The sequence below is a fragment of the Marvinbryantia sp. genome (assembly GCF_047017445.1).
Classification (GTDB): domain Bacteria; phylum Bacillota; class Clostridia; order Lachnospirales; family Lachnospiraceae; genus Marvinbryantia.
On record NZ_JBKXTT010000006.1, the window covers coordinates 153,048 to 174,907 of the forward strand.

Annotated in this window: 20 protein-coding genes; 5 read left to right on the forward strand and 15 right to left on the reverse strand. The window is 51.7% G+C overall.

The window, feature by feature from the left end; genetic code table 11:
• Window positions 1-79 precede the first annotated feature (79 nt).
• On the reverse strand, window positions 80-496 hold the full coding sequence (locus ACLU9Q_RS08770; protein WP_412625031.1) for a DUF3783 domain-containing protein: 417 nt from the start codon (window positions 494-496) through the stop codon (window positions 80-82).
• Between the two features lie 212 nt (window positions 497-708).
• On the opposite strand from ACLU9Q_RS08770, the gene ACLU9Q_RS08775 reads away from it, so the two are divergent.
• Both ACLU9Q_RS08775 and ACLU9Q_RS08780 read left to right on the forward strand, forming a co-directional pair.
• Window positions 709-1,497, forward strand: a complete 789-nt coding sequence (locus ACLU9Q_RS08775) for an ABC transporter ATP-binding protein (protein ID WP_412625032.1) — start codon at window positions 709-711, stop codon at window positions 1,495-1,497.
• Complete coding sequence (locus ACLU9Q_RS08780; RefSeq protein ID WP_412625090.1) at window positions 1,478-2,329, forward strand: ABC transporter permease; 852 nt, start codon at window positions 1,478-1,480, stop codon at window positions 2,327-2,329. Before ACLU9Q_RS08775 ends, ACLU9Q_RS08780 begins: the two co-directional genes overlap by 20 nt.
• 57 nt (window positions 2,330-2,386) lie before the next feature.
• Here ACLU9Q_RS08780 and ACLU9Q_RS08785 read toward each other — a convergent pair whose 3' ends face one another.
• From ACLU9Q_RS08785 to ACLU9Q_RS08815, 7 genes are all read right to left on the reverse strand, one after another.
• The gene (locus ACLU9Q_RS08785; protein WP_302591888.1) at window positions 2,387-3,379 is read right to left on the reverse strand and encodes a 2-hydroxyacid dehydrogenase; all 993 of its coding nucleotides are present in this window, start codon (window positions 3,377-3,379) and stop codon (window positions 2,387-2,389) included.
• Window positions 3,380-3,526: 147 nt separating this feature from the next.
• On the reverse strand, window positions 3,527-4,405 hold the full coding sequence (locus tag ACLU9Q_RS08790) for an amidohydrolase family protein (RefSeq protein WP_412625033.1): 879 nt from the start codon (window positions 4,403-4,405) through the stop codon (window positions 3,527-3,529).
• 6 nt (window positions 4,406-4,411) lie between these two features.
• Complete coding sequence (locus ACLU9Q_RS08795) at window positions 4,412-5,884, reverse strand: TrkH family potassium uptake protein (RefSeq protein ID WP_302591886.1); 1,473 nt, start codon at window positions 5,882-5,884, stop codon at window positions 4,412-4,414.
• A gap of 1 nt (window position 5,885) precedes the next feature.
• Window positions 5,886-7,259: a Trk system potassium transporter TrkA gene (gene trkA / locus ACLU9Q_RS08800; protein ID WP_302591885.1), complete on the reverse strand. Its 1,374-nt coding sequence runs from the start codon at window positions 7,257-7,259 to the stop codon at window positions 5,886-5,888.
• A gap of 97 nt (window positions 7,260-7,356) precedes the next feature.
• Window positions 7,357-8,019: an ABC-2 transporter permease gene (locus ACLU9Q_RS08805; RefSeq protein WP_302591884.1), complete on the reverse strand. Its 663-nt coding sequence runs from the start codon at window positions 8,017-8,019 to the stop codon at window positions 7,357-7,359.
• Window positions 8,016-8,876 (reverse strand): ABC transporter ATP-binding protein, encoded by an 861-nt coding sequence (locus ACLU9Q_RS08810; protein WP_302591882.1) that lies wholly within the window; start codon window positions 8,874-8,876, stop codon window positions 8,016-8,018. Before ACLU9Q_RS08810 ends, ACLU9Q_RS08805 begins: the two co-directional genes overlap by 4 nt.
• Before the next feature lie 79 nt (window positions 8,877-8,955).
• Window positions 8,956-9,336, reverse strand: a complete 381-nt coding sequence (locus ACLU9Q_RS08815; RefSeq protein ID WP_302591881.1) for a GntR family transcriptional regulator — start codon at window positions 9,334-9,336, stop codon at window positions 8,956-8,958.
• Window positions 9,337-9,566: 230 nt separating this feature from the next.
• On the opposite strand from ACLU9Q_RS08815, the gene ACLU9Q_RS08820 reads away from it, so the two are divergent.
• Entirely contained in the window at window positions 9,567-10,931 is a 1,365-nt protein-coding gene (locus ACLU9Q_RS08820; protein ID WP_412625035.1) for an MATE family efflux transporter, read from the forward strand.
• Between the two features lie 31 nt (window positions 10,932-10,962).
• Here the strand turns inward: ACLU9Q_RS08820 and ACLU9Q_RS08825 are convergent, their stop codons facing one another.
• From ACLU9Q_RS08825 to ACLU9Q_RS08850, 6 genes are all read right to left on the reverse strand, one after another.
• Complete coding sequence (locus ACLU9Q_RS08825) at window positions 10,963-11,877, reverse strand: hypothetical protein (protein WP_412625036.1); 915 nt, start codon at window positions 11,875-11,877, stop codon at window positions 10,963-10,965.
• A 214-nt stretch (window positions 11,878-12,091) separates the two neighbouring features.
• Window positions 12,092-13,345, reverse strand: coding sequence for a S1C family serine protease (locus ACLU9Q_RS08830; RefSeq protein ID WP_412625037.1), 1,254 nt, complete (start codon window positions 13,343-13,345; stop codon window positions 12,092-12,094).
• Between the two features lie 109 nt (window positions 13,346-13,454).
• A complete protein-coding gene (locus ACLU9Q_RS08835; RefSeq protein ID WP_412625038.1) occupies window positions 13,455-14,495 on the reverse strand; it encodes a DUF4340 domain-containing protein in 1,041 nt (346 codons plus the stop codon).
• Between the two features lie 19 nt (window positions 14,496-14,514).
• The gene (locus ACLU9Q_RS08840; protein ID WP_412625039.1) at window positions 14,515-15,915 is read right to left on the reverse strand and encodes a Gldg family protein; all 1,401 of its coding nucleotides are present in this window, start codon (window positions 15,913-15,915) and stop codon (window positions 14,515-14,517) included.
• A 12-nt stretch (window positions 15,916-15,927) separates the two neighbouring features.
• Entirely contained in the window at window positions 15,928-16,791 is an 864-nt protein-coding gene (locus ACLU9Q_RS08845; protein WP_302591869.1) for an ABC transporter permease subunit, read from the reverse strand.
• Window positions 16,788-17,801 carry an ABC transporter ATP-binding protein gene (locus ACLU9Q_RS08850; RefSeq protein ID WP_302591868.1) on the reverse strand — a complete coding sequence of 338 codons (1,014 nt, stop codon included), beginning with the start codon at window positions 17,799-17,801 and terminating at the stop codon, window positions 16,788-16,790. The genes ACLU9Q_RS08845 and ACLU9Q_RS08850 overlap by 4 nt, the downstream gene beginning before the upstream one ends.
• Before the next feature lie 250 nt (window positions 17,802-18,051).
• Between ACLU9Q_RS08850 and ACLU9Q_RS08855 the strand changes: the two genes are divergently transcribed.
• Window positions 18,052-18,735 (forward strand): response regulator transcription factor, encoded by a 684-nt coding sequence (locus ACLU9Q_RS08855; RefSeq protein ID WP_302591867.1) that lies wholly within the window; start codon window positions 18,052-18,054, stop codon window positions 18,733-18,735.
• Entirely contained in the window at window positions 18,732-19,787 is a 1,056-nt protein-coding gene (locus tag ACLU9Q_RS08860) for a sensor histidine kinase (RefSeq protein WP_302591866.1), read from the forward strand. The genes ACLU9Q_RS08855 and ACLU9Q_RS08860 overlap by 4 nt, the downstream gene beginning before the upstream one ends.
• A 201-nt stretch (window positions 19,788-19,988) precedes the next feature.
• Here ACLU9Q_RS08860 and ACLU9Q_RS08865 read toward each other — a convergent pair whose 3' ends face one another.
• Window positions 19,989-21,818, reverse strand: coding sequence for a recombinase family protein (locus tag ACLU9Q_RS08865; RefSeq protein WP_412625040.1), 1,830 nt, complete (start codon window positions 21,816-21,818; stop codon window positions 19,989-19,991).
• Window positions 21,819-21,860: the final 42 nt, after the last annotated feature.

Here is a 21,860-nt window from a genome sequence, read left to right on the forward strand (position 1 = left end):
TATCAAAGCAGCGGTGCGGATCGGAAAATAATCTTTCCCGATCCGCACCGCTGCTTTTGCTTTCTGCTTTATTTTATGATCACCTGTTCTCAGCCCGTCCGCCTTCAGGCTTTGCCGGCGGACGCTGCGCTGTCATTGTCCTGTGCTCCTGCAGGATTTCTTCGTGGAGCGCCAGCGAATTCCATTTCATGTTGTGTGGGGTGAGGATTGCTTTGAGCGCTACGGTTGCCTGTTCTTTGCGCATCATCTGCAGGGCGATATCGAGTATTTCTTCCCCTGCCATGTGCAGCACCAGCATTTCTTCAGAAAACCCGTTTCCTATATATGCCTGCTGCCGTACATTGTCCTCAAAGATTCCTGCCAGAACGCCGATCGGCATCAAAAGCTCACTTTTTTGCACATGACGCAGTTCGCAGCCGAGCAGCCGAAATATCCCGGCAAGCTTTTTTCCTTTTTCTGTTCCTTCCAGATTGTAGCATAATACGATTGATCTCATTTTCATTCTCCATTTTTGTATTTTATACCCTGTTATCGCTCTTCCTGAATGGTTCTTGCTTTCCTACAGGATATCACAGAAAAGAATCGTTTACAAGCTGCAACAGCTTTCCGAAAATCGCAGGGAATATAATAGAAAAATGGACGCCTTCAGCAAATAACAAAAAACGCTGCATTTCATACACTAACATATAACACTATGGGAGGTATGAGATGCAGCCTTTATTAGAATGCAGGAATGTGAATTATTCCTATCACACAGAACAGGGCGAGACGCACGCTCTTTCGGATATATCATTTCAGGTCAGCAACGGTGAATTTGCAGTCATTGTAGGTCCGAGCGGATGCGGAAAATCAACACTGCTTTCGCTGATCTGCAGCCTGCTCGTGCCGGAATCCGGCGAGGTTCTTTTAAGCGGAAAGCCCGTCGGGGAACATGTGGATTTTCACATTGGCTATATGCCGCAGAAAGATCAGCTTTTTGAATGGCGCAATATTTATGGGAATGTGACGCTTGGTCTGGAGATCCAGCACTGTCTGACGGCGGAAAATGTTCAATTTGCAGAAAAGCTGATGCGGGAGTACGGGCTGTGGGATTTCCGGCATGTCAAACCAAGCCAGCTCTCCGGCGGAATGCGCCAGCGGGCGGCGCTGATCCGAACGCTGGTACTGCGCCCGTCCCTGCTGCTCCTTGACGAACCGTTTTCGGCACTGGACTATCAGACGCGGCTTTCTGTAGCGGACGACATTTACGGCATCATCAAAAAGGAACATAAGACGGCGATCCTGGTGACGCACGACCTTGCAGAGGCTGTCAGCATGGCGGATAAGGTGCTGGTACTGTCCAGCCGTCCGGCGCGTGTGATAAAAGAGCTTCCGGTTACCTTCGACCTGCCGGAACGCACGCCGATGGAGTCGCGGAACGCTCCGCAGTTTAAGGAATATTTTAATCAGATCTGGAAGGAGCTGAACACGTATGCGCATGAAACAGAAACCGTGTAGCGACCGCTGCCAGGTCTGTCAGCACCGGGAATATCCCAGGAATATTTCTGTACATCAGCAGGAATATCTCGCAAAGCGCAGCCGACACCGGCTATTTGTAAAAGTGATGCGTTTCGTCCTTCTGGCTGCCTTTCTGGTGCTGTGGGAGGCCGCCGCAGACCAGGGCTGGATCGACAGCTTTATTTTCAGCAGTCCAGGCAGGATCGTGCACACATTTATTGGTATGGTAAGGGACGGAAGCATTTTTGAACATGTCGGCGCAACGCTGATAGAAACAATCGCAAGCTTCATACTCGTCGTTATTGCCGGACTTCTCTGCGCGATCCTTTTGTGGTGCAGCGACAAGCTATCGGAAATCCTGGAGCCCTACCTGGTGGTACTGAACAGCCTTCCCAAATCAGCGCTGGCGCCGCTTCTGATCGTCTGGCTTGGAGCAAACCGCACTACGATCATTGTCGCCGGCATGTCCGTAGCGATCTTCGGCACCATTTTAAACCTCTATACCGGTTTCCGCGAGGTCAGCCAGGACAAAATGAAACTGATTTATACGCTGGGCGGCAAACGCCGCCATGTACTCACAAAGGTAGTCCTGCCAAGCACCGTCCCCGCAACCATCAGTATCATGAAGGTAAATATCGGGCTTTGTCTCGTTGGCGTTGTAATCGGGGAATTTATCGGCGCAAGATGCGGTCTTGGTTACCTGATCATCTATGGAAGTCAGGTGTTCAAGCTCGACTGGGTTCTGATGAGCATTGTGATACTCTGCATCATCGCGATGACGCTGTACGCATTGATCAATGCAATTGAAAAGTGGTATCTGAAACGAATTTAAAAAGAGGCATATCAGATAGGCCCTCTCCGTATCTGATATGCCGCAGCTTACATAGCCTTATTCTACTTCATTTCCGTTTTTCTTTCCCTGCATAAAGCTGAGGGCATTTTCCATCGTTGTCTTGCTGATCGCCTGCAGCGCCTCTCTCGCAAAGAAACCCTGATGGGACGTCACCATGACGTTCGGGAAGCTTAAAAGTCTTGCCACCGTGGAGTGCGCCAGGATCGCATCCGAGAGATCCTCGTAAACGCTGCCGTTTTCCTCCTCATATACATCCAAACCGACCGCAAAGAATTTGTTTTCGCGGATACCCTTAATCAGATCGTCCGTCTTGATCAGACCGCCTCTGGAGGTGTTCACCAGAATGACGCCATCCTTCATCTTCTCGATCGTGTTGATATTGATCAGATGATGCGTCTCCTCGGTCAGCGGGCAGTGCAGAGAAATCAGATCAGACTGCGCGAGCAGCGTGTCCAGATCCACGTACTCCGCAAAATCCAGGGACGGATTTTTGTAAACATCGTATGCAAGCACCTTCATACCGAACCCACGGCAGATGCGAGCCATCGCCGCTCCGATCTTCCCGGTGCCAATAATGCCCGCTGTTTTTTCGTACAGCGTGATGCCCATCAGTCCGCTCAGACTGAAATCATTCTCGCGCACACGCACATATGCTTTATGTGTGTGACGGTTTGCCGTCAACGCCAGCGCCATTGCGTGCTCCGCGACCGCCTCCGGCGAGTAGCCCGGCACGCGCATAACGGTGATGTCCTTTTCCTTCGCTTTCGCAAGATCCACATTGTTGAAGCCCGCACAGCGCATCAGAATCAGACGGACGCCGCACTGCGCCAGCGTCTCGATGGTCGACGCGCTCAGGTCCATATTTACAAACGCGCACACAGCGTCATAGCCCTGCGCCAGTCTTGCCGTGTCCGGAATCAGCAGCGTGTCCACATAATCAAGCTGGATCTGTTCGTATTCCTTCTCCTTCCAGGTCTCGTCAAAAAACTGCCTGTCGTAGCTTTTCGTTCCAAAAAATAAAATTTTCATTGCATGTCCTCCTTATATTAAAATTATAAAATATATACAGCTTCTTTTATCCGGCAAAGCTCTCTCTTTTTCAGTATACCCGCCTACAGCCCAAATTATGCCGCGCCGCACGGCATAGCCCGGCGCCAAAGCTGCGCCTTTTTTTGTTCATCTCTCCTGTGCAAACACCCGCCGGATCTTCTCCTCGCCAGCCTGCAGCCACGCATCCAGTTTGCATAGGCTAACCTTCGGAAGCACTTCACGGAACGTCTCATATTCGCGGACAACGCCCTTCCCATGCGGCACCATATAAGCGCCCGCATCACTTCCGAGCGCCAACGGCACGCCCATCGCCCAGGCATTTGCGAGATTTTCACACTCCATGTCGTAGATCTGCGCAAGCACCTTATCGTCATATCTGCCGCAGCCGATGAGATTGCGCGTCGTTACAATGGTCGGCACCCACACGCACCCGTTTTCTTTCATCGCAGACATACATTCCCGGTCGATATAATTTCCGTGTTCAATGCTGTCCGCCCCGGCTTCCACCGCCGCAAGCACGGCGTCCGCCCCGTTCGCGTGCGCCATAACAGCGAAGCCCTCCTCATGGGCAATATGGATCATTTCCGAAATCCATTCCCTTTCCAGCGTCTCTTCGCTCAAAACCCCGAAGCCGCTGTACTCCATGATCCCGGACACCATGATCTTCACAAAATCTCCGCGCTCGCGGCGCACCTCCTGCACAAGGCTTTTGACCTCCTGCAGCGTCCGTGCACCTTTCCCGACGATCCCTCCGTAATGCCCTGCGCGGTGGATCGCAAATACCGGCGTGCGGTAAGTGATCCCATATTCTCCCGCCAGCTCCCGCGCCCGCAGGGAAACGCCGAAATGATCGCCGCCGTCCCGGATATAGGTAATCCCGCACGCGCGGTAATCCTCAAGATGCTCCCGCACGCGCGCGACATTTACACCGTTTTTATGATCGTTTACTGCCTGCCGGTAGTTGATCCCATCCATAAACAGATGAGCATGACACTCTCCAAACATTCCTCGTCACGCTTCCTTATTCTTTCTGATTTTCCCCGGTCTGTGCTGCGTCCAGACAGAGGGCACAAAGAGCATCAGCATCGGGAACAGCTCCAGACGTCCCGCAAGCATATCGAGACAAAGCACCAGTTTGGAGACGTCCGAAAACGAGGAAAAGTTTCCTGCCGGACCGACCACCTCAAGTCCGGGACCGATATTGTTTAAGGTAACAGCAACTGCCGTGAAATTCGTCACCAGATCCTTCTCATCCAGCGTGATGATCAGCAGCGAACCGATAAAGATCAGCACATACACCGCCAGATACACGTTCACGGAGCGCACCACCTCGTGCTCGATCGGGCGTCCGTCCATTCGCACCTTATGCACGCTGCGCGGATGCAGCAGCATCCGGATTTCCTTTCCGATGCCCTTTACCATGATAACAACACGCGAGACCTTGATCCCGCCGCCGGTGCTGCCCGCACAGGCGCCGATAAACACCAGGATCATCAGAATCGTCTTCGACAGCGGAGGCCACGTATTGAAATCCCGCGTGGAAAATCCGGTTGTCGTGATAATGGAGCCGACCTGGAACGCCGCATGGTGGAATGCCTGGAACAGATTCGGAAACATCGGCAGGATATTAAAGGTGATCACCAGCACGGAAATCGCGATAATTGCAAAATAGGTCCGTACCTCCTCCGATCTGAACGCCTGTCTCGGTTTTTTCTTCACGACCAGAAACCAGGTGTTGAAATTTACGCCGAACAGGATCATGAACACCGTGATCACGCCCTGCTGATACGTCGTATAATCGGCGATTCCGGTATTTTTCACCGCGAAACCGCCGGTTCCCGCCGTGCCCATCGTGAGCGTGACAGCGTCAAACAGCGGCATTCGGCCGATCAGAAGGAAAATTATCTGAATCACCGTCATACCCATATAGATACCATAAAGAAAAATCGCCGTGTCGCGCAGCCGCGGCACAAATTTGCTGACGGAAGGACCGGGACTCTCCGCCTTCATCAGATTCATAAACGCGCCGCCCTTGGACGGCACGATCGCCAGAATGAACACCAGCACGCCCATACCGCCTACCCAGTGCGTAAAGCTGCGCCAGAAAAGACCGGCGTGCGACATCGCCTCCACGTCCGTCAAAATGCTGGACCCGGTAGTCGTAAAGCCGGAGATCGTCTCAAACAGCGCGTCCACATAGTGCGGAATCTCCCCGGAAATCCGGAAAGGCAGCGCCCCAAGGATACTCAGAAGAATCCAGCTTAACGCGACAGTGACAAGCCCTTCCTTTGTATACATCCGCGTCTGCGGCGTCCTGTGGGTAAATCCAAGTCCGATCAGCGAACACAGCACGGCAACGGCAACATATGCCGCCCCCACCATATATTCCTGGTAGATCAGGGAGACCAGAAACGGAAGCATCAGAAAAGCCGCCTCAAAATAACACACATATCCCAGCACATAACATATAATCCCGTAATTCATCCTACTGTCCTGCCCTGCTCTTTCCGAGTATATCCCTGATATCCTTCAGTCCGGTCCGCGATGTCACCACTACCACGGTGTCTCCCACCTTCATGCAGTCATTTCCGCGCGGAAGAATTATATGACTGCCGCGCTGTATGCAGGCAATCAGAATATCGTTTTTCAGATTCAGGTCAATAAGCGGGATATTCACCACCGGCGCATTTTCGCGGATGACAAACTCCAGCGCCTCCGCCTTTCCGCCAGCGATCCGGTGCATCGTTTCCACGTTGCTGCCGATAGAATTTCCAAACGCGCGCACATAGCGGATAATATACTCCGCCGTGATATCCTTCGGATAGATCACCGTGTCCAGGTCGAGGTTATTCACCACCTCGTCGAAAGCAATCCTGTTGATCTTGGTGATCGTCTTGATATCGGACTGTGTCTTTGCATAGAGAGACAGAAAAATATTTTCCTCATCCATGCCTGTAAGAGCGGCAAAGGAGTCTGCCCGATCAATCCCTTCCTCCATCAGAAGAGCCTTATCCGTGCCGTCTCCATGAATGATCGTCGCTCCCGGCAGCTTCTGGCTGAGCATCTCGCAGCAGTCTGCGTCCTTCTCAATGATCTTTACGTCAATGCCGTTTGCGAGCAGCATGTGCGAAAGATAGAAGCTTACCTTCCCGCCGCCAACAATTATGATATTGTCGACCGGCTTGGAGCCGATGCCGATGCGCTGGAAAAATTCCGCCGTCTTCTGCTGCGCTCCGGCAATATAAACGTTATCGCGCTCCTGCAGCACAAAGGTGCCGTTCGGAATGGTAATCTCGCCGCCGCGCTCTACCACGCAGACCAGGATATCGCTCTTTAATTTCGGTCCGATCTCCTGGATTTCCATATTGCAGAGCGGGGAACCCGGTTTGATACGGAATTTTAAGACCTCCACCTTGCCCTTGGCGAACACTTCCACGCTGATCGCTGTCGGCAGGCGCAGCACACGCGCCGCCTCCCCCGCCGCCGTCAGCTCCGGGTTGATGACCATGGCAAGCCCAAGCTCTTTTTTTAAAAATTCTGTTTCCTTGCTGTACTCCGGGTTGCGCACACGGGCGATCGTCTGACAGCCGCCCGCCTTTTTCGCGATCAGGCAGCACATCAGATTCAGCTCATCCGAGCCTGTGACCGCGATCAAAAGATCCGCCTTCTTCACGCCCGCCTCCATCAGCATGTCGAAGCTGATGCCGCTGCCGATATAACCCATGATGTCAAATTCGTTGACAAGCTGCTCTACACGGTGTCCGTTGATATCCAGAACCGTAACGTCGTTGTCCTCCCTGCTAAGCTGTTCTGCAAGCGTGGAACCGACCTTTCCGCAGCCCACAATAATTATCTGCATATATCCTCCGTATGAATGTTTTCTTATGTCATAAATGTAACTGCTTTCATACCTATTTTACGATATACGCCTAAAATGTCAATCCTTTTGTTTACAGCTAATACTTTGATTTTTCATGCAGCCAGGTGATTACCGCACAGAGGAGGGTAAACAGCATGCCCGCCGCGAGGATTCCCAGCGAAAGCACCGTCATATTCCGGGCGATCCACTGAAGCATTCCGCCAAGACCGCCCTCCGCCACGCCTGCATCCATCAGCGCATTCGCTCCGAAAAACAGCACAAATGCCGGCACCATACGTACAATACTCAAAATCTGCGCATTCCTGATCGTCACAAAATACAGCACCAGAAATTCTACCGACATCACGATCAGCGCAGCGCCGAGAAAAGCGGCTGTAAAAACCCAGATGCCCTTCATGGAAATCCCCCCTCTGACCATCATGCGGAAAAACTCAGCCGCAATTCCCAGCAGCGCAGAAACAACCATCACGATCACCCCAAACAGATAGCGTCCAAATACCCGGTTTGCAACAGAAGCCGGAAGCATGTTGGTAAACACCTCCGATATATTGGACATGACAAAAAAGGGATTAGATACAATGATCAGCCCGCCGAAAACCAGGTACAGAATTCCCCAGCATGCAGGTGCATTATCCATTGCGAGTGTGGTTACCAGGCAAATCAGCAAAAAAAATGGCAGAAATTTAAAGATACTCTTTGATTTCAGTATATCCAGCTTGATGCACTTAAATGTTTTCATAATCTTCCCTCCAAATTCTGAATCATATGCACAACGATCTGATCGATCAGCGGCTTTTCCAGAAGGCAATCCTGCGGCAGGTACGCCGCGTCGTCGCTGCGAACGATCGCCTCAAAGCCCACGCCGCTTTCCTTAATTCCCACCAGATATTTACGCGAGCGCGCATCCAGATCGTCCAGTCCGCCTTTCACCAGCATCCAGCTCTCCTGCAGATCCTCCTTCGTCTCGCAGAAAATTTTCTTTCCATTGTTAATGAAGAAAATATAATCCGCGATCTGTTCCAGGTCGCTTAAAATGTGCGTGGAGAACAGCACGCTGTGCTCGCCATCGCTGATATACTCCTGCAGAATTTCCAGAATCTCCTGGCGCACTACCGGATCAAGCCCGTTCGTCGCCTCATCGAGGATCAGCACCCTTGTATCGCGTGCAAGAGCGATGGCAAACATCAGCTTTACACGCATTCCGCGTGAAAATTCCTTGATTTTCTTTTTCTCCGGCAGCTTCCACTTTTCCATGTAAGCGTTAAATTCCTGCTCCCGGAAGGTCGGATAAAAGTCACGGCAGATAGATCGGATATCTCTGCCCGTGAAATCCGGCAGAAACCCGTCGGTATCCCCCACAAAGCCGATCGCTTCCTTGTACGCAACCGGCTGCTCCTCATAGCGCAGGCCGTCGATCACGCACTCACCGCCGTCCGCCTTAATGAGATGAGAAATCAGACTCAGCGTGGTCGTCTTGCCCGAACCGTTCTGACCGACATATCCCATGATGTAGCCCTTCGGGATGGTGAAGCTGATATCGGAAAGCGTAAAATCCTTATATTCCTTATGAAGTCCTTTTACTTCCAATGCATTCATAGCTCTGTCTTCCTTTCTTTTTCGTCGGGACCATGGTTGAATTGTCCCGCATAAAATAACTCCGATATAGATCGCATGCTCAGCGCCTGCGCTGTCTCTGCAGAACCTGCAGCGCCTCCACAAGCTCCGCATCCGTCATATCTAATCTTTGCGAGGCGTCGATCGCTGCCTCCAGGTGCTCCTCCATTTGGCGGCGGCACTGCTCGCGGATAATCTTATTATCGCGCTTAAGGACAATGCTCCCTTTTCCCTGCACCGAGGCGATGTAGCCCTCACTCTCCAGCTCCCGATAGGCGCGCGTCGTGGTGATCACGCTGATCCCCAGGTCTTTCGCAAGCTGACGGATCGACGGGAGCACGGTGCCCTCCGCGATCTGACCGTTTAAGATCTGTTCCTTCATCTGCTCCCGTATCTGCGCATATATCGGAAGTTCAGACTGATTTGAAAGAATTACTTTCATCTGTGGCTCCTCTCTGTAAAGGTATTCTCCACCCGGGTGTGCACCTCCCGGACATCATCAATACAGCAAAAGAGTATATACTGTATATATATCATTATATACAGTATATACTCTTTGTCAAGCAGAAATTTTAACCTCTATGCATATTTCAGGAAATCTGTTATAATCAAGCAGAATAGATAAGCTCTGGCATCCTAAAAATGTTTTAACATATATCAGAAAGGTGTATTATGAATAAGAAGCAATCCCTTGATCTAACCTCCGGACCGATTTTTAAGACGCTCGCTTCACTTGCTATGCCGATCATGGCATCCTCGTTTCTCGCCACTGCCTACAACATCACCGATATGGCGTGGATCGGTATGCTCGGCTCAAAGGCTGTTGCCGGCATCGGCGTGGGCGGCATGTTTGTCTGGCTCTCCCAGGGGCTCGTCCTTTTTCCGCGCATGGGCGGACAGGTCAATATGGCGCAGTGCTGTGGAAGCAGACGTCTCTCTGAGGCGCGCAGCTATGCGGCTGCCGCTCTGCAGCTCACGATACTCTTCGGCATACTCTTTGGCGGCGTCTGCCTGCTTTTTCCTGACCCGCTCCTGTCCTTCTTTCAGATGGACGACGCCGAAACCTATCACGCCGCAGAAATTTATATGAAGATCACCTGCGGTCTGATCATTTTCAGCTACTTAACGCAGACGCTCACCGGACTTTACACGGCGCAGGGCGATTCGAAAACGCCCTTTAAAGCAAACCTCATCGGACTGATCGCAAACATGGTTCTCGATCCGCTTTTGATCTTAGGTTATGGCCCCTTCCCGCGGCTGGAAGCTGCCGGTGCCGCCATCGCCACCGTCACCGCGCAGATGATCGTGCTCGCGGTTCTCGTAATAGAGCTCCTGCGCGCTGCCCCGGAGCATAATCTTTTAAAAACGGTGCGCCTGCTTCGGCCGGTTCCCGGAAATTATTATCGCAGCATCAGCCGGATCGGGATTCCCTCCGCTCTGCAGTCCTCACTTTACTGTATGATCTCCATGGTGCTGACGCGCATGGTATCTGCCTTCGGTCCCGGTGCGATCGCCACGCAGCGAGTGGGCGGACAGATTGAATCCCTCTCCTGGAACACGGCGGACGGCTTCGGCGCCGCACTGAACGCCTTTGTCGCACAGAACTACGGAGCAAAAAAAACGCAGCGCATCCGCGAGAGCTACCGCATTTCTTTGCGGATACTCGTCGTCTGGGGACTTCTTATCACTGCAGCCTTCCTTTTGCTGCCGCGCTCCATCTCACATCTGTTCTTTTACGAGCCGGAGGTGGTCGAGATCTCAGCAAACTATCTGATCATCATCGGATGCAGCGAGGTCTTTATGAGCGTAGAGCTTATGACGGTCGGCGCGCTCTCCGGGCTTGGCAGAACCACGCTCTGCAGTGTGATCAGCATCCTTTTCACCGGCGCGCGCATCCCTCTGGCCCTGCTGCTCTCGCGCACCAGCCTCGGGCTTTCCGGTATCTGGTGGGCGCTGACGCTCACCTCCGTGGCGAAAGGGATTATCTTTTATTTTGCTTTTCAATATGTACAGAGAGGAATCGAGAAGCAGCTATGAAAAAATCCCCGGCAGACTGCCGGGGACGCTTTTATTCCATCATAGAAAGATATCCTTCCCACTCTGTTTTCGGTACATTCAAAGCTGCCATAGACTGCTCGGCGGTCCAGCCCATGTTATTCATCAAATTTCTCAAAGATGCAAGAATGCCCCTGGTAATGCCCTGTTCTATGCCCTGTTCTATCCCTTTCTCTACTAAACCCTTACTTAAATTACACACCAAAATCACCTTCCTCTCCAACGTCTCTGTCATCTGAATATCAAAGTCCTCCTGCAATATCTGCTGCTTCTGTCTGTAACTCATGTTCGAAGAAAAAAGCGTCCCCAACAGCTTTAAGACACCATTCTGCGGCAGTTCATCTGTTTTTCCCAGACATACCATAACTGCAGCCAGCAGATCGTAATGCTCCATCTCTTCATGCGCACCGCCAATCACATTTTTCTCTGCAATAGAATAGCCCGTAATCGTGTTTTGCCTGTTTTGAGGCGGATTTACACAAATCCAGATACTGTACACCTTTTTTATCTTTTCATAATGGGAATCGGTAAATTCCGTCCCATACTGCGCAGATATCATACGGCAGCAATAATAGATACCACGTTTGATGAGCGGATACCCCGGATAAAAATCGTTCTGTGCTTCGATATTTAAGATCAGATGCACTCCTTCCCCGGAACCCGGAAGAATTGCAATGAATCGGACATCATAGGTAACAGTTCCCTCGTACAGGATGGTATCCTCCGTCCCGATCCCATGAATCTTTGGGGCGTTTGTTTCATCAGGCAGAACCGGAACCTCCGCGATCTGAGGTTTCCCTTCGATGTAATTCTCTGCGATATCTTCTATATTCAGTTTCTGGTATTCCCGTATACAATTCTTCATGATCCATGCAAGTATCCGCTTTTCCGCAAGAAGCTTCTTGCAGGCGGCATCGTAAGCTTCCATAGCATCTGAGAGTCGTAGACTTTTTGCAATTGTCGTTTCTATACTTATCGCCCTCCTCATCTATGTTTTTATAATATCACATAAACACAGTTTTTGCAACACTATTTTTATATTTAAAAGACCATAACTTTCTATTACCATACAAGGACGGGAGCGTTTCTTCAGCCGCTCCCGTCCTTTTTTCATTATATATTTTCATTATAAAGCTACGATACTACTCCGCATTTTCACTGTCTGAAGACTGGTTCTGATTCTGCGCCAGCGTGATATCGACGGTAATCATCCTGCCGCTACGCTCCACGGAGACGCTGACCGTCTCTCCCGGCTCGCATTTTGCCAGCACATTCGAAAGCTCCTTTGTGGTCTTGATGACCTTCTCATCCACGCTGATGATGCGGTCGTTTACCTCCAGCAGACCGTCCGACGCGCCGCCCTCCTGCACTTCCTGGACATAAAGCCCTGCCTCTACACCGGAAAGCTGCGCCACCTGGCTGCCAACCTCCGATACGGTGATGTTCATCACGGCATCGTTCTCGCTCTCGGTTCTCATCTCTCCGGTATAATAACCGTTGTTAATCAGCGATTCCGCAATCTCCTGCGCCGTATTGATCGGGATTGCAAAGCCGATACCCTCCTGACTCTCGCCTGAGCTTTTCGCATTGACAATGCCGATCAGCTCGCCGCTACTGTTAAACAGACCGCCGCCCGAATTTCCCGGGCTGACCGCTGTGCTCGTCTGCATAACGTCCAGCGAAATGGTATTGTTCATGGAAGCAAACCCATAACTCTGACTGCTGTCCAGCGACACTGTGATAGTCCGCTCCGTCGCGCTGATAATGCCGTCCGTGATGCTTCCGCCAAGTGTTCCGCCCGGATTTCCGACTGCGTATACCGTCTCCGCAAGCTTCACAGCATCGCTGTCGCCTAAGGTTGCTGCCTGCAGACCGTCAGCATCGATCTTGATCACGGCAATATCGCCCGCCTCGTAGCTTCCAACAAGCTGCGCTGTATATTCATTGCCCTCATAATCCGTTACCATAATGGAATCCGCGTCGGAGACGACATGTGCGCAGGTGAGAATATAGCCGTCCTCACTGATGATCACACCGCTCCCCGCGCCGCTGGAAACCTGCGCACCATACCAGAACTGATTGTACTGGATCTGCTCAGTTGCAATGGAAACAACTGTCGGGCTGATCGCCGCTGCGACATCCGTCGCTGCCAGTGCTTCCCCGTCTGTACTTTCATCCGCCGTCTGCCCGCCTGTCACCTTCTGAATGACCACCTTTCCATTGGTCTGCCCCGCTGCCCATGCTCCCACATAGCCGCACACCAGCGCGATCAACGCCGCCGCAATTAAAACTCCGACGGTTTGCGGATGCTTCCCGTTTCCTTTCTTCTGAACCGGTTCCCTTTCATATTCCGGAACCTGCTGCGGTTCCCTGTTTTCATAATAATTTTTATCCATTTTCAAGCTCCTTTCTGCCTTGTTTTTATATCTTAGCAGACATTATCGCTGAAAAATGTGTTCACTTTGTCATCGGAAAATAACTTTTTTGTGAACACCGATAAACGTACTATTCTTCCGTCTCTGTTTCGCTCTCGCTTTCCTCTCCAGTTGTGCTTTCCGCCTCCGTTTCGCTTTCGTTCCCCGTCCGTACAAGCTCTTCCGGGGTGTAGGAAAGGAACGGCTCTACCATGCCGGAGGCAATGGTATGCACCTCTGTGGAACCGGAGAGCTGTGTGTAGTAATTTCCCTCGCTGTCGGTATCTCCGATTTTGATGGTCCTGCTTCGGGCGGATTCGTCCTCCTCATAGGTGATCGTCAGCGTGGAAGACGGCTCCGCAAGCCCGTACTGCGCCAGATCCTCTCCCTCGCAGTTATGCTCCAGATAGTCCACATAATATACACCGGAAATCTGCGCCGTCAGCTCCGAAGTGATATCGGTATTTGCGTTATCCTTCACCTCATCGCTCTCCACCTTCCAGACATCGTCCTCCTCATACAGCATATAGGAAGTATCTGCGCTGGTAAACGCAAGCCCGGTGATATTCGTCTGCGTGATCGCCGGAAGCTCCTCGCTCACGGCATAATCGTATAATCCGTCATAAATCGCCGCTCTGATATCAGAATTGACCGTATAGACAGTGAAATCTGAATTCGCCAGCATCAGATAATCGTTTCCTGTGCTCTCATTGTTATCACCGATCGTCAGCACCTGCTCCGTGCCGTCAGACAGCCCCAGCGTGATCACATTCTGCGGCTCCTCCATACCGTACTGTGCAGTATCCTCCACGTCCGTCAGCGTGCGCAGGGCTTTCAGCGGTGTCACCGCTGTGATCAGCTCCTCCAGCACCGTCTCATCCACCGGAAATGTTTCGTCATCCGCAAGCTGCCACTCCCCGTTTTCTTTTTGGAATGTGTATTCGCTGCCGCCTATGGAAAAGGACACTTTTTCCAGATTATCAGAATCCGTCTCCCAGACGGTCTCGCCCTCCGCCAGCAGCGCTTCCTCCTCTTCTGCTTTTTCGTTCTGCTCCTTCAGGGTCATATATCCGCCCACCAGAGCGGCGAGCGCCAGCACCGTGACGCTCATGGTAATGGTTTTTCTCTTCATAACACGTTCCTTTCCGCCGCTACTGTCTCCGCCTCTTCAGCCAGGTGTAAAGACCGGTAAGCAAAAATCCTGCCGGAATAATTCCGATCATCACAATACTCCAGAAGCTTGCGCTTGCCGCCGGAACCATCAGATATTCTGCAGAAATGTTCTTGACCGGAATGGATACCGTCGTCTCATTTCCGCAGAGCCAGCTTACCGTATTTACAAACAGACGGTAATTGCCGCCGGATACCATCTGATTTGCCGACTCATCCAGAAGTGAGGATGAGGTAAATACTGCAACGCGCGTCTCGGCGGTCTCCGTTTCGCCCTCAGAGCTGCTCTCTGCCGCATCAGTTTCTTCTTCCATACCAGCCTCTTCCTCTGCCGCATCGTCCGCGATCTCCAGCTCATCCAGCACCGTACCAAGGCTTACGTCGCCCGTGTCGTCTGAAACCGTCAGTCCCTGCGCCGCGGCAAGCAGGACATAGCTGCCCGTCAGGTCCTCAGAAATCTCCGTGCTCTCAACCTCCGGCAGCAGATAGTACGGCACCTGCACATAATGTCCGTTGTCGCTTTCCAGAACGACGCCCTCCGCCTTTTCCATCCCATAATATTCCAGAACAGACTCCAGGTTCGGCATCTCCACATCCGTATAATCGGTCACGATAACGGCGCGCCCGCCGGTCTTTAAATAACGAAACAGCTTCTGCGTCTCCGCGTCCGTAAGATCCAGCTGCGGCGATAAAATCATAACGGCATCCGCGTCCTCCGGCACGCGCTCTTCCGAGATCAGGTTCAGCTCCGCCGTCTCCACATTCTCCTTCTCGATCGAGCTTTGCAGAGACGTGCCCACCGTCATCTCATTATGCCCGGTCAGCATATAGACCTTCGGCAGATTCCCCGAAGAAAGCGCGGCGATCGCGCTGGTGATCTGCCCCTCCGCGTCAAACCCGGTCATTTCATAGGAATAATACTCATAATCAAATTCAGACTCATACATGTCCTCATAGTTTATCACCCGGCTCTGTTCGCCGCACTCTATGATAACACTGTTTTCCGTCAGCGACGCATCCGTGTACTGCGCGGTAAATTTCGGATAGCGCACCGGATCCTTTTCCACCAGCTTTATGTGACCCGAAGCGCCCGCATAGCGCTCCAGCAGGCGCGAGACGTTTGTATCGCGGTTACTATCCTGTACCACATAATAAATGGTGATATCCTCCGTAAGAGAATCCAGCAGCTCCTCGCTCTGCTCCGTCAGCACGGAAAGCTGCGCGCTTGTCAGATCAATCTGCGTATATTTCGATGGAAGCTCCGAGACGATCAGATTTACAACGACCGCTGCCGCGATGACCACCGCGGTGAGCGCCAGGCTGTAAGAACCGTGCTTCGTCAGTCGTCTCTCTTTTTCCAGTTTGATTGCTTTTAATTTCATGAACTGCCCCTCCTAGCTCCAGCGTCTCTTCTGAATTGACTCAACCGTCAGAAACAGAAATACACCAATAATAGATAGATAATAAACGATTCCGGTCACGTCAAATATTCCGCTGGCAAATTCCGAAAAATGCCCGGAAATATCAAACACACTGAGAATATCCTGGAGGATTCCCTCAAACGCGGCGGAGTTTCCCATATACGTCACGACCAGCGCCGCTTCGCCCAGAATCAGAAACGCGCCTGCGATCACTCTGTTCTTCGTCCAGTACTGGATCAAAAAAGCGACCCCTGCCGCCAGCACCACCAGCGCCAGGAAGGAGGACGACGCTGTATCCGGGAAAAATCCGGCGATGCCCTCCATCAGGTAGCAGACAAACAGCACCAGAAATGTCAGCACTGCCGCGATCACCTGACTCTCCGTAATGGAGGAAATGTAAAGTCCGATCGCAAGAAAGCTGCAGCCCATCAGCCAGAAGCCAAAGAGCGCCGCATACGTTTCCCCATAGGGAATACTGCCGAACTGCGACAGCACCAGCGGATAAAACGCCAGTGCAAGCACTACGATCAAAAAAATACATACCAGCGCCAGATATTTTCCGATTACGATCTCCGGTACGGAAACCGGCGACGTCAAAAGGAGCTGATCTGTTTTCTGCCTGCGCTCCTCTGCAAGAATACGCATTGTCAGAATCGGCACCGCGATCAGAAATACCACCAGAACAGCGCTTAACGTGTAAGCGAATTTCGGATAAGCACCGTTTAAATGGTAGGCGGTAAAATAAATACCGCTCACCACCAGCATAAACCCAATAAACACATAGCCAACCATTGAAGTCAGATAACTCTTTACTTCCTTTTTCAGTATCGCAATCATTCCTTCTTTGCTCCTTTCCCGGCAAACAGCCCGCGTTTTTTCTTAATATTCTCCGCCTTCTGCTCTGCCGCAGCGTCCGGATTTTCCGTGAGCTGCAGGAATACATCCTCCAGCGAAACACGCGTCTGCTGCATACGCAGCACCGGCATTTTCTGTTCTGCAAAGAGATAAAAAAGCTTTCTGCGAAGGTCGGTGCCGCCCGACATTTTCAGCGTAATGTCACAGGCGCCATTCTCGTCGGACGTTTTTATTTCGCAGGCATCAATACGCTCCACGCCTGCAAGCGCCCGGCGGATATCGCTCTCCTCCGCCTCCACGGTCAGCTCCAGCGCCTCCGATCCCTTCATCAAATGAGCCAGATTGTCCGGCGTGTCGCTCGCCACCAGATTTCCGTGTGAGATAATCATGATATGATCGCAGATCGCGCTGATTTCTGAGAGAATATGAGAGCTTAAAATAACCGTATGCTTTTTCCCAAGCCCGCGGATCAGCTCACGGATCTCAATGATCTGCTTGGGGTCAAGCCCCACCATCGGCTCATCGAGAATGATAATCTCCGGATAGCCGAGCAGCGCCTGCGCCAGTCCCGTCCTCTGTCGGTAGCCCTTGGAGAGATTGCGGATCAGACGCTTTTTCATCGCCGTGATATCCGTCATCTCCATGACGTCATAAATCATTTCCTCCTGCTCCTTTTTCGGAACCTTTTTCAGCCCGGCGGCAAAGCTTAAATACTCTTCCACCGTCATTTCCGGGTAGACCGGCGGTATTTCCGGCAGATAGCCGATGCATTTGCGCGCCGCCTCCGGGTCGTCGAGAATGTTGTGCCCGTTGATCAGCACCTCGCCCGTGCTCGGTGCGATATAGCCGGTCAGAATGTTCATCGTCGTCGACTTTCCGGCGCCGTTCGGACCGAGAAAGCCGTAGATTTGCCCCTGCTCCACGGTAAACGACAGGTTATCCACCGCTTTCGCGCTCCCATACTGCTTTGTTAAATTCTTTACCTCTATCAAAGCAAAAACCTCCATCCTTATATTTGCGCGCGGCAATCCATTTGTCCCTCGCGCTTTTCGTTCCTATCTTAGACGCATTTCTTAAACTGAATTTAAACTTGACGGACGGGATTTTGAAAATTGTGTGAAACTTTGGGAAAGTTAAACTTACGTTTAGATTTCCATGCTAAAATGTAAAAAATGCCCGGACCGCCACATAAAAAGTATGCCTTTGCGGTCTGAAGAAACCAAATAAACGAGGTGACAGAACATGTTTCAATTACTGGTAGTAGATGACGACAAAAATATCCGCCGCTTTCTGTGCGCGGTGCTCTCAAACGCCGGGTACCGTCCCTTTGGTGCCGCCTGCGCGGAGGATGCCTTAAAAATCATGGAAGAAAAGAGGATCGATCTGATCATTCTGGATGTGATGATGCCCGGTATGGACGGCTACGAATTCACAAAGCTTCTGCGCGACTGCCGCAGCGACCTCCCGATTCTGATGCTCACGGCAAGGCAGCTCCCGGAGGACTTAAAGAAGGGCTTCCTCGCCGGAACCGACGATTACATGACAAAGCCCGTCAACGAGGAGGAGCTTCTGCTGCGCATCGGCGCGCTGCTTCGCCGCGCGCGGATCGCCTCCGACCGTCAGCTCACGGTCGGCTCGACGACGCTCAATTTTGACGCTCTCACGGTATCCTGCCAGGGACAGGAGCAGCTTTTGCCGCAGAAGGAGTTTTTTCTGCTCTACAAGCTACTGTCCTTCCCCAATCACATTTTTACGCGCCTGCAGCTTATGGAGGAAATCTGGGGACCGTCCACACAGTCCACGGACGCTACTATCAGCGTCCACATTAACCGCCTGCGCAAGCGGTTTGAGCATTCCCCGGATTTTTCCATCGTCACGATCCGCGGGCTCGGCTACAAGGCACAGTTAAAGGAGAATGCACAATGAAAAAGAAAACCGGCTTTATGACAAGCATGACGCTGATCACCACCGGCATTGTATTTGTGCTGCTCACCGTCACGATGATTCTCAGCAATACCCTCACCTTCTTTTTTATCCGCCAGGGCTGGATCACCTTCCATCCCGGTGAGCCGCCCGTCCCGATGCTGCTGCAGAATGCGTTTACCAGCATTGTGATCGGTACCGTGCTGACCTTTTTTGTGGTACATCTTCCCCTGCGTCCCATCCAGACGCTCACCCAGGCGATCCGGGAGGTGGCCAAGGGAAATTTCCAGACCAAAATCTATATCGAGCATCCGAAGGAATTCCGCGACCTGTCAAAATCCTTCAACCAGATGACAGACGAGCTTGCAGGCATCGAACTGCTGCGCTCCGATTTCATCAACAATTTTTCCCACGAATTTAAGTCGCCGATCGTCTCCATCTCCGGCTTCGCCCGGCTGATGAAGGGTGGAAACCTGACGGAGGCGGAAAAGCAGGAATATCTCGATATCATTATCTCGGAATCTGCGCGTCTCTCTGAGCTGTCCACCAACGTGCTGAACCTCTCAAAGGTAGAAAGCATGACGCTGCTCTCAGATTTCACTCATTACAATCTCAGCGAGCAGATCCGCCAGTGCGTCGTACTGCTGGAGGCGAAGTGGACGCAGAAAAATATCACATTTCATTTAGAGGATATGGAAGAATTGTTTCTGATCGGAAATGAAGCCCTGCTCACGCAGGTGTGGACGAACCTGATCGACAATGCTGTCAAATTTTCACCGGAAAACAGCGAAATTATGATCTCGCTTGCAAGGGAAGGCTCCTCTGTGCGCGCCGTTATCCGCGATCAGGGCATCGGCATTGCATCGGAGAAACAGAAATATATTTTCGACAAATTTTACCAGGCGGACATCTCCCACTCCGTCGCCGGAAACGGGCTTGGACTTTCGCTCGTCGCCCGGATTTTAGAGCTGCACCGCGGAAACATCACCGTAGACAGTGCGCCCGGCAGGGGCAGCGCCTTTACCGTAACGCTGCCGCTGTCGCAGTTTTCGTGAAAAGCGGGACAGGCAGCCCTGCCTGTCCCGTTATCCCTTGTCTCAGACAGCATTTTTATTTTTTCGTTCTGTCCGGTAATATCGCATCTTTCGATCATTTACTTTCCAGAGTTCATCCAAAAATTCCACCTTTCCATCTTCTCTGCACCTCCGATACCCTAAAAAGCTGCTCAATGTCCGGCTGTTGCCATAGCTCTTCAGCTACACGCCAAAATTCGTTATATAATCCACTTCATCTCCGCAAACCTTTCCATTCTGAATAAAGACAGCATAAATCCCCTTTTCAAATTTTATATAATCAGGCGCATTTGCGATGTGCTCCGGTGTGATCCGGATCTTCCCGCTGCTCACCGCACTGCGCATTCCTTTCTTTGCTCTGCCGTTCCATTCTCTGAAAAGCGTCCCCTGGGTATCCAGACCGTTAATTTTTATCGGCATCCCCGCCGGATTGCATTCCGGAAGCTCCCGCAGACATTCCAAAAACAGTGCATAATTTTTCTTCATAGCCGCCGTCTCTCCCTGCTCCGCTTCCAGCGCTGCTCTTTCCTGCCGATAGCATTCTAACCGGGAACGAAGCACTTCTGATCCCAGCATTCCCTGGCGCCCCTCATCCACAGACACCTTTATCTGCTCCAGATATTGTTCTGTTTCCCGAATCTGCCCATCCAGAAGCGCTTTGCGATTCACAGAACCGCGTTTTATGCTCCCGCATCTTTCCACAATCTCACAGACACGCTCAAATTCTGCCGCAAGCCAGGAATCCTCTCCGTACATCTGATCGTCACGTTTCAGCCTGTAAAGCATTTCCATAAAGCTCTGTTCCAGCGCACATTCCAGAATGCCTTTCGACGTACAATCATTCCCTGTCCTTCTGTGCGTGCAGCAAAATAACGGATACGCGTAGACGTATCTTTCCGTCTGCTCTTCCTCATGAAAGCCTGCGCTGCGCTCATCGCGATATCCGTGTGCTGACGACGAGTACGTCATACGCCGGAAACTGCCGCCGCACACACCCTGCTCTGTCTGTACACCGCATCTCAGATTTGAAAACGCCGTTTTCCCCGCACATCTCTGCCGGATGCTGTCTTCTGTTTTTTCGGAGTTCCTGCCCGCTCCAAGAAGCCTCTGTACCTTTTCCCATGTGGGCCGGTCAATAATCCCCTCATGATGATCCTTCACATAATATTTCGGCGCTTCCCCATGGTTTTTTACCGACCGGTGCGTCAGAAAATCCCTGGTAACTGTCTTCTGCATTTCCAGATCACCTACATACTTTTCGTTCCGCAAAACATTCAGTACGGCTCCGGCCGTCCACAGCTTTCCGTTCACCGTACGCATTCCCGCCTCGTTCGCCTGCTTTGCGGCAGCGTTCGCAGAATACCCGCTTACATACTGCTGAAAAAGGAAACGGACAACCTCCGCCTGCGCCGGATTTATCACCCACGCTCCATCCGCTCCCTTATCATAGCCAAGCATCTGCTTCAGATTAATCTGCGGCTTGCCTTCCTGGAAATTTTTCTGAAAGGTCCAGCGGATATTTTCCGAAATAGACCGTGATTCGTCCTGCGCCAGAGCAGACAGGATCGTCAGGATCAGCTCACCCGACGCGTCAAGCGTGTCAATGTTTTCTTTTTCAAAATAGACGCCGACCGGCGGCTGAAATCGTCTTAATTCTCTCACGCAATTCAAGGTATCTACCGTGTTGCGGGCAAACCTAGAGATTGATTTCGTCACAATATAATCTATTTTTCCGGCAGCCGCATCCTCCATCATGCGGTTAAACTCTTTTCGATGAGCACGGCTGGTCCCTGAGATCGCCTCGTCCGCATAGATTCCCGCCAGCCTCCAGCCCTCCTTCCCATTAATATATCCGGTGTAGAAAGCTCTCTGATTAGCGTAGGAATTCTGCTGCTCCTCCGCATCGGTAGAAACCCGGCAGTAAGCGGCAACCCGCAGTTCTCTGGCTGTTTTTATCCGCACTATATTCTTTGCCGAACACTTTGTAGCCGGAATCATCTCCACCTTCCTCATAAAATTATCCCACCTTCCTGCACATCCCCGTCTGTCAACCGG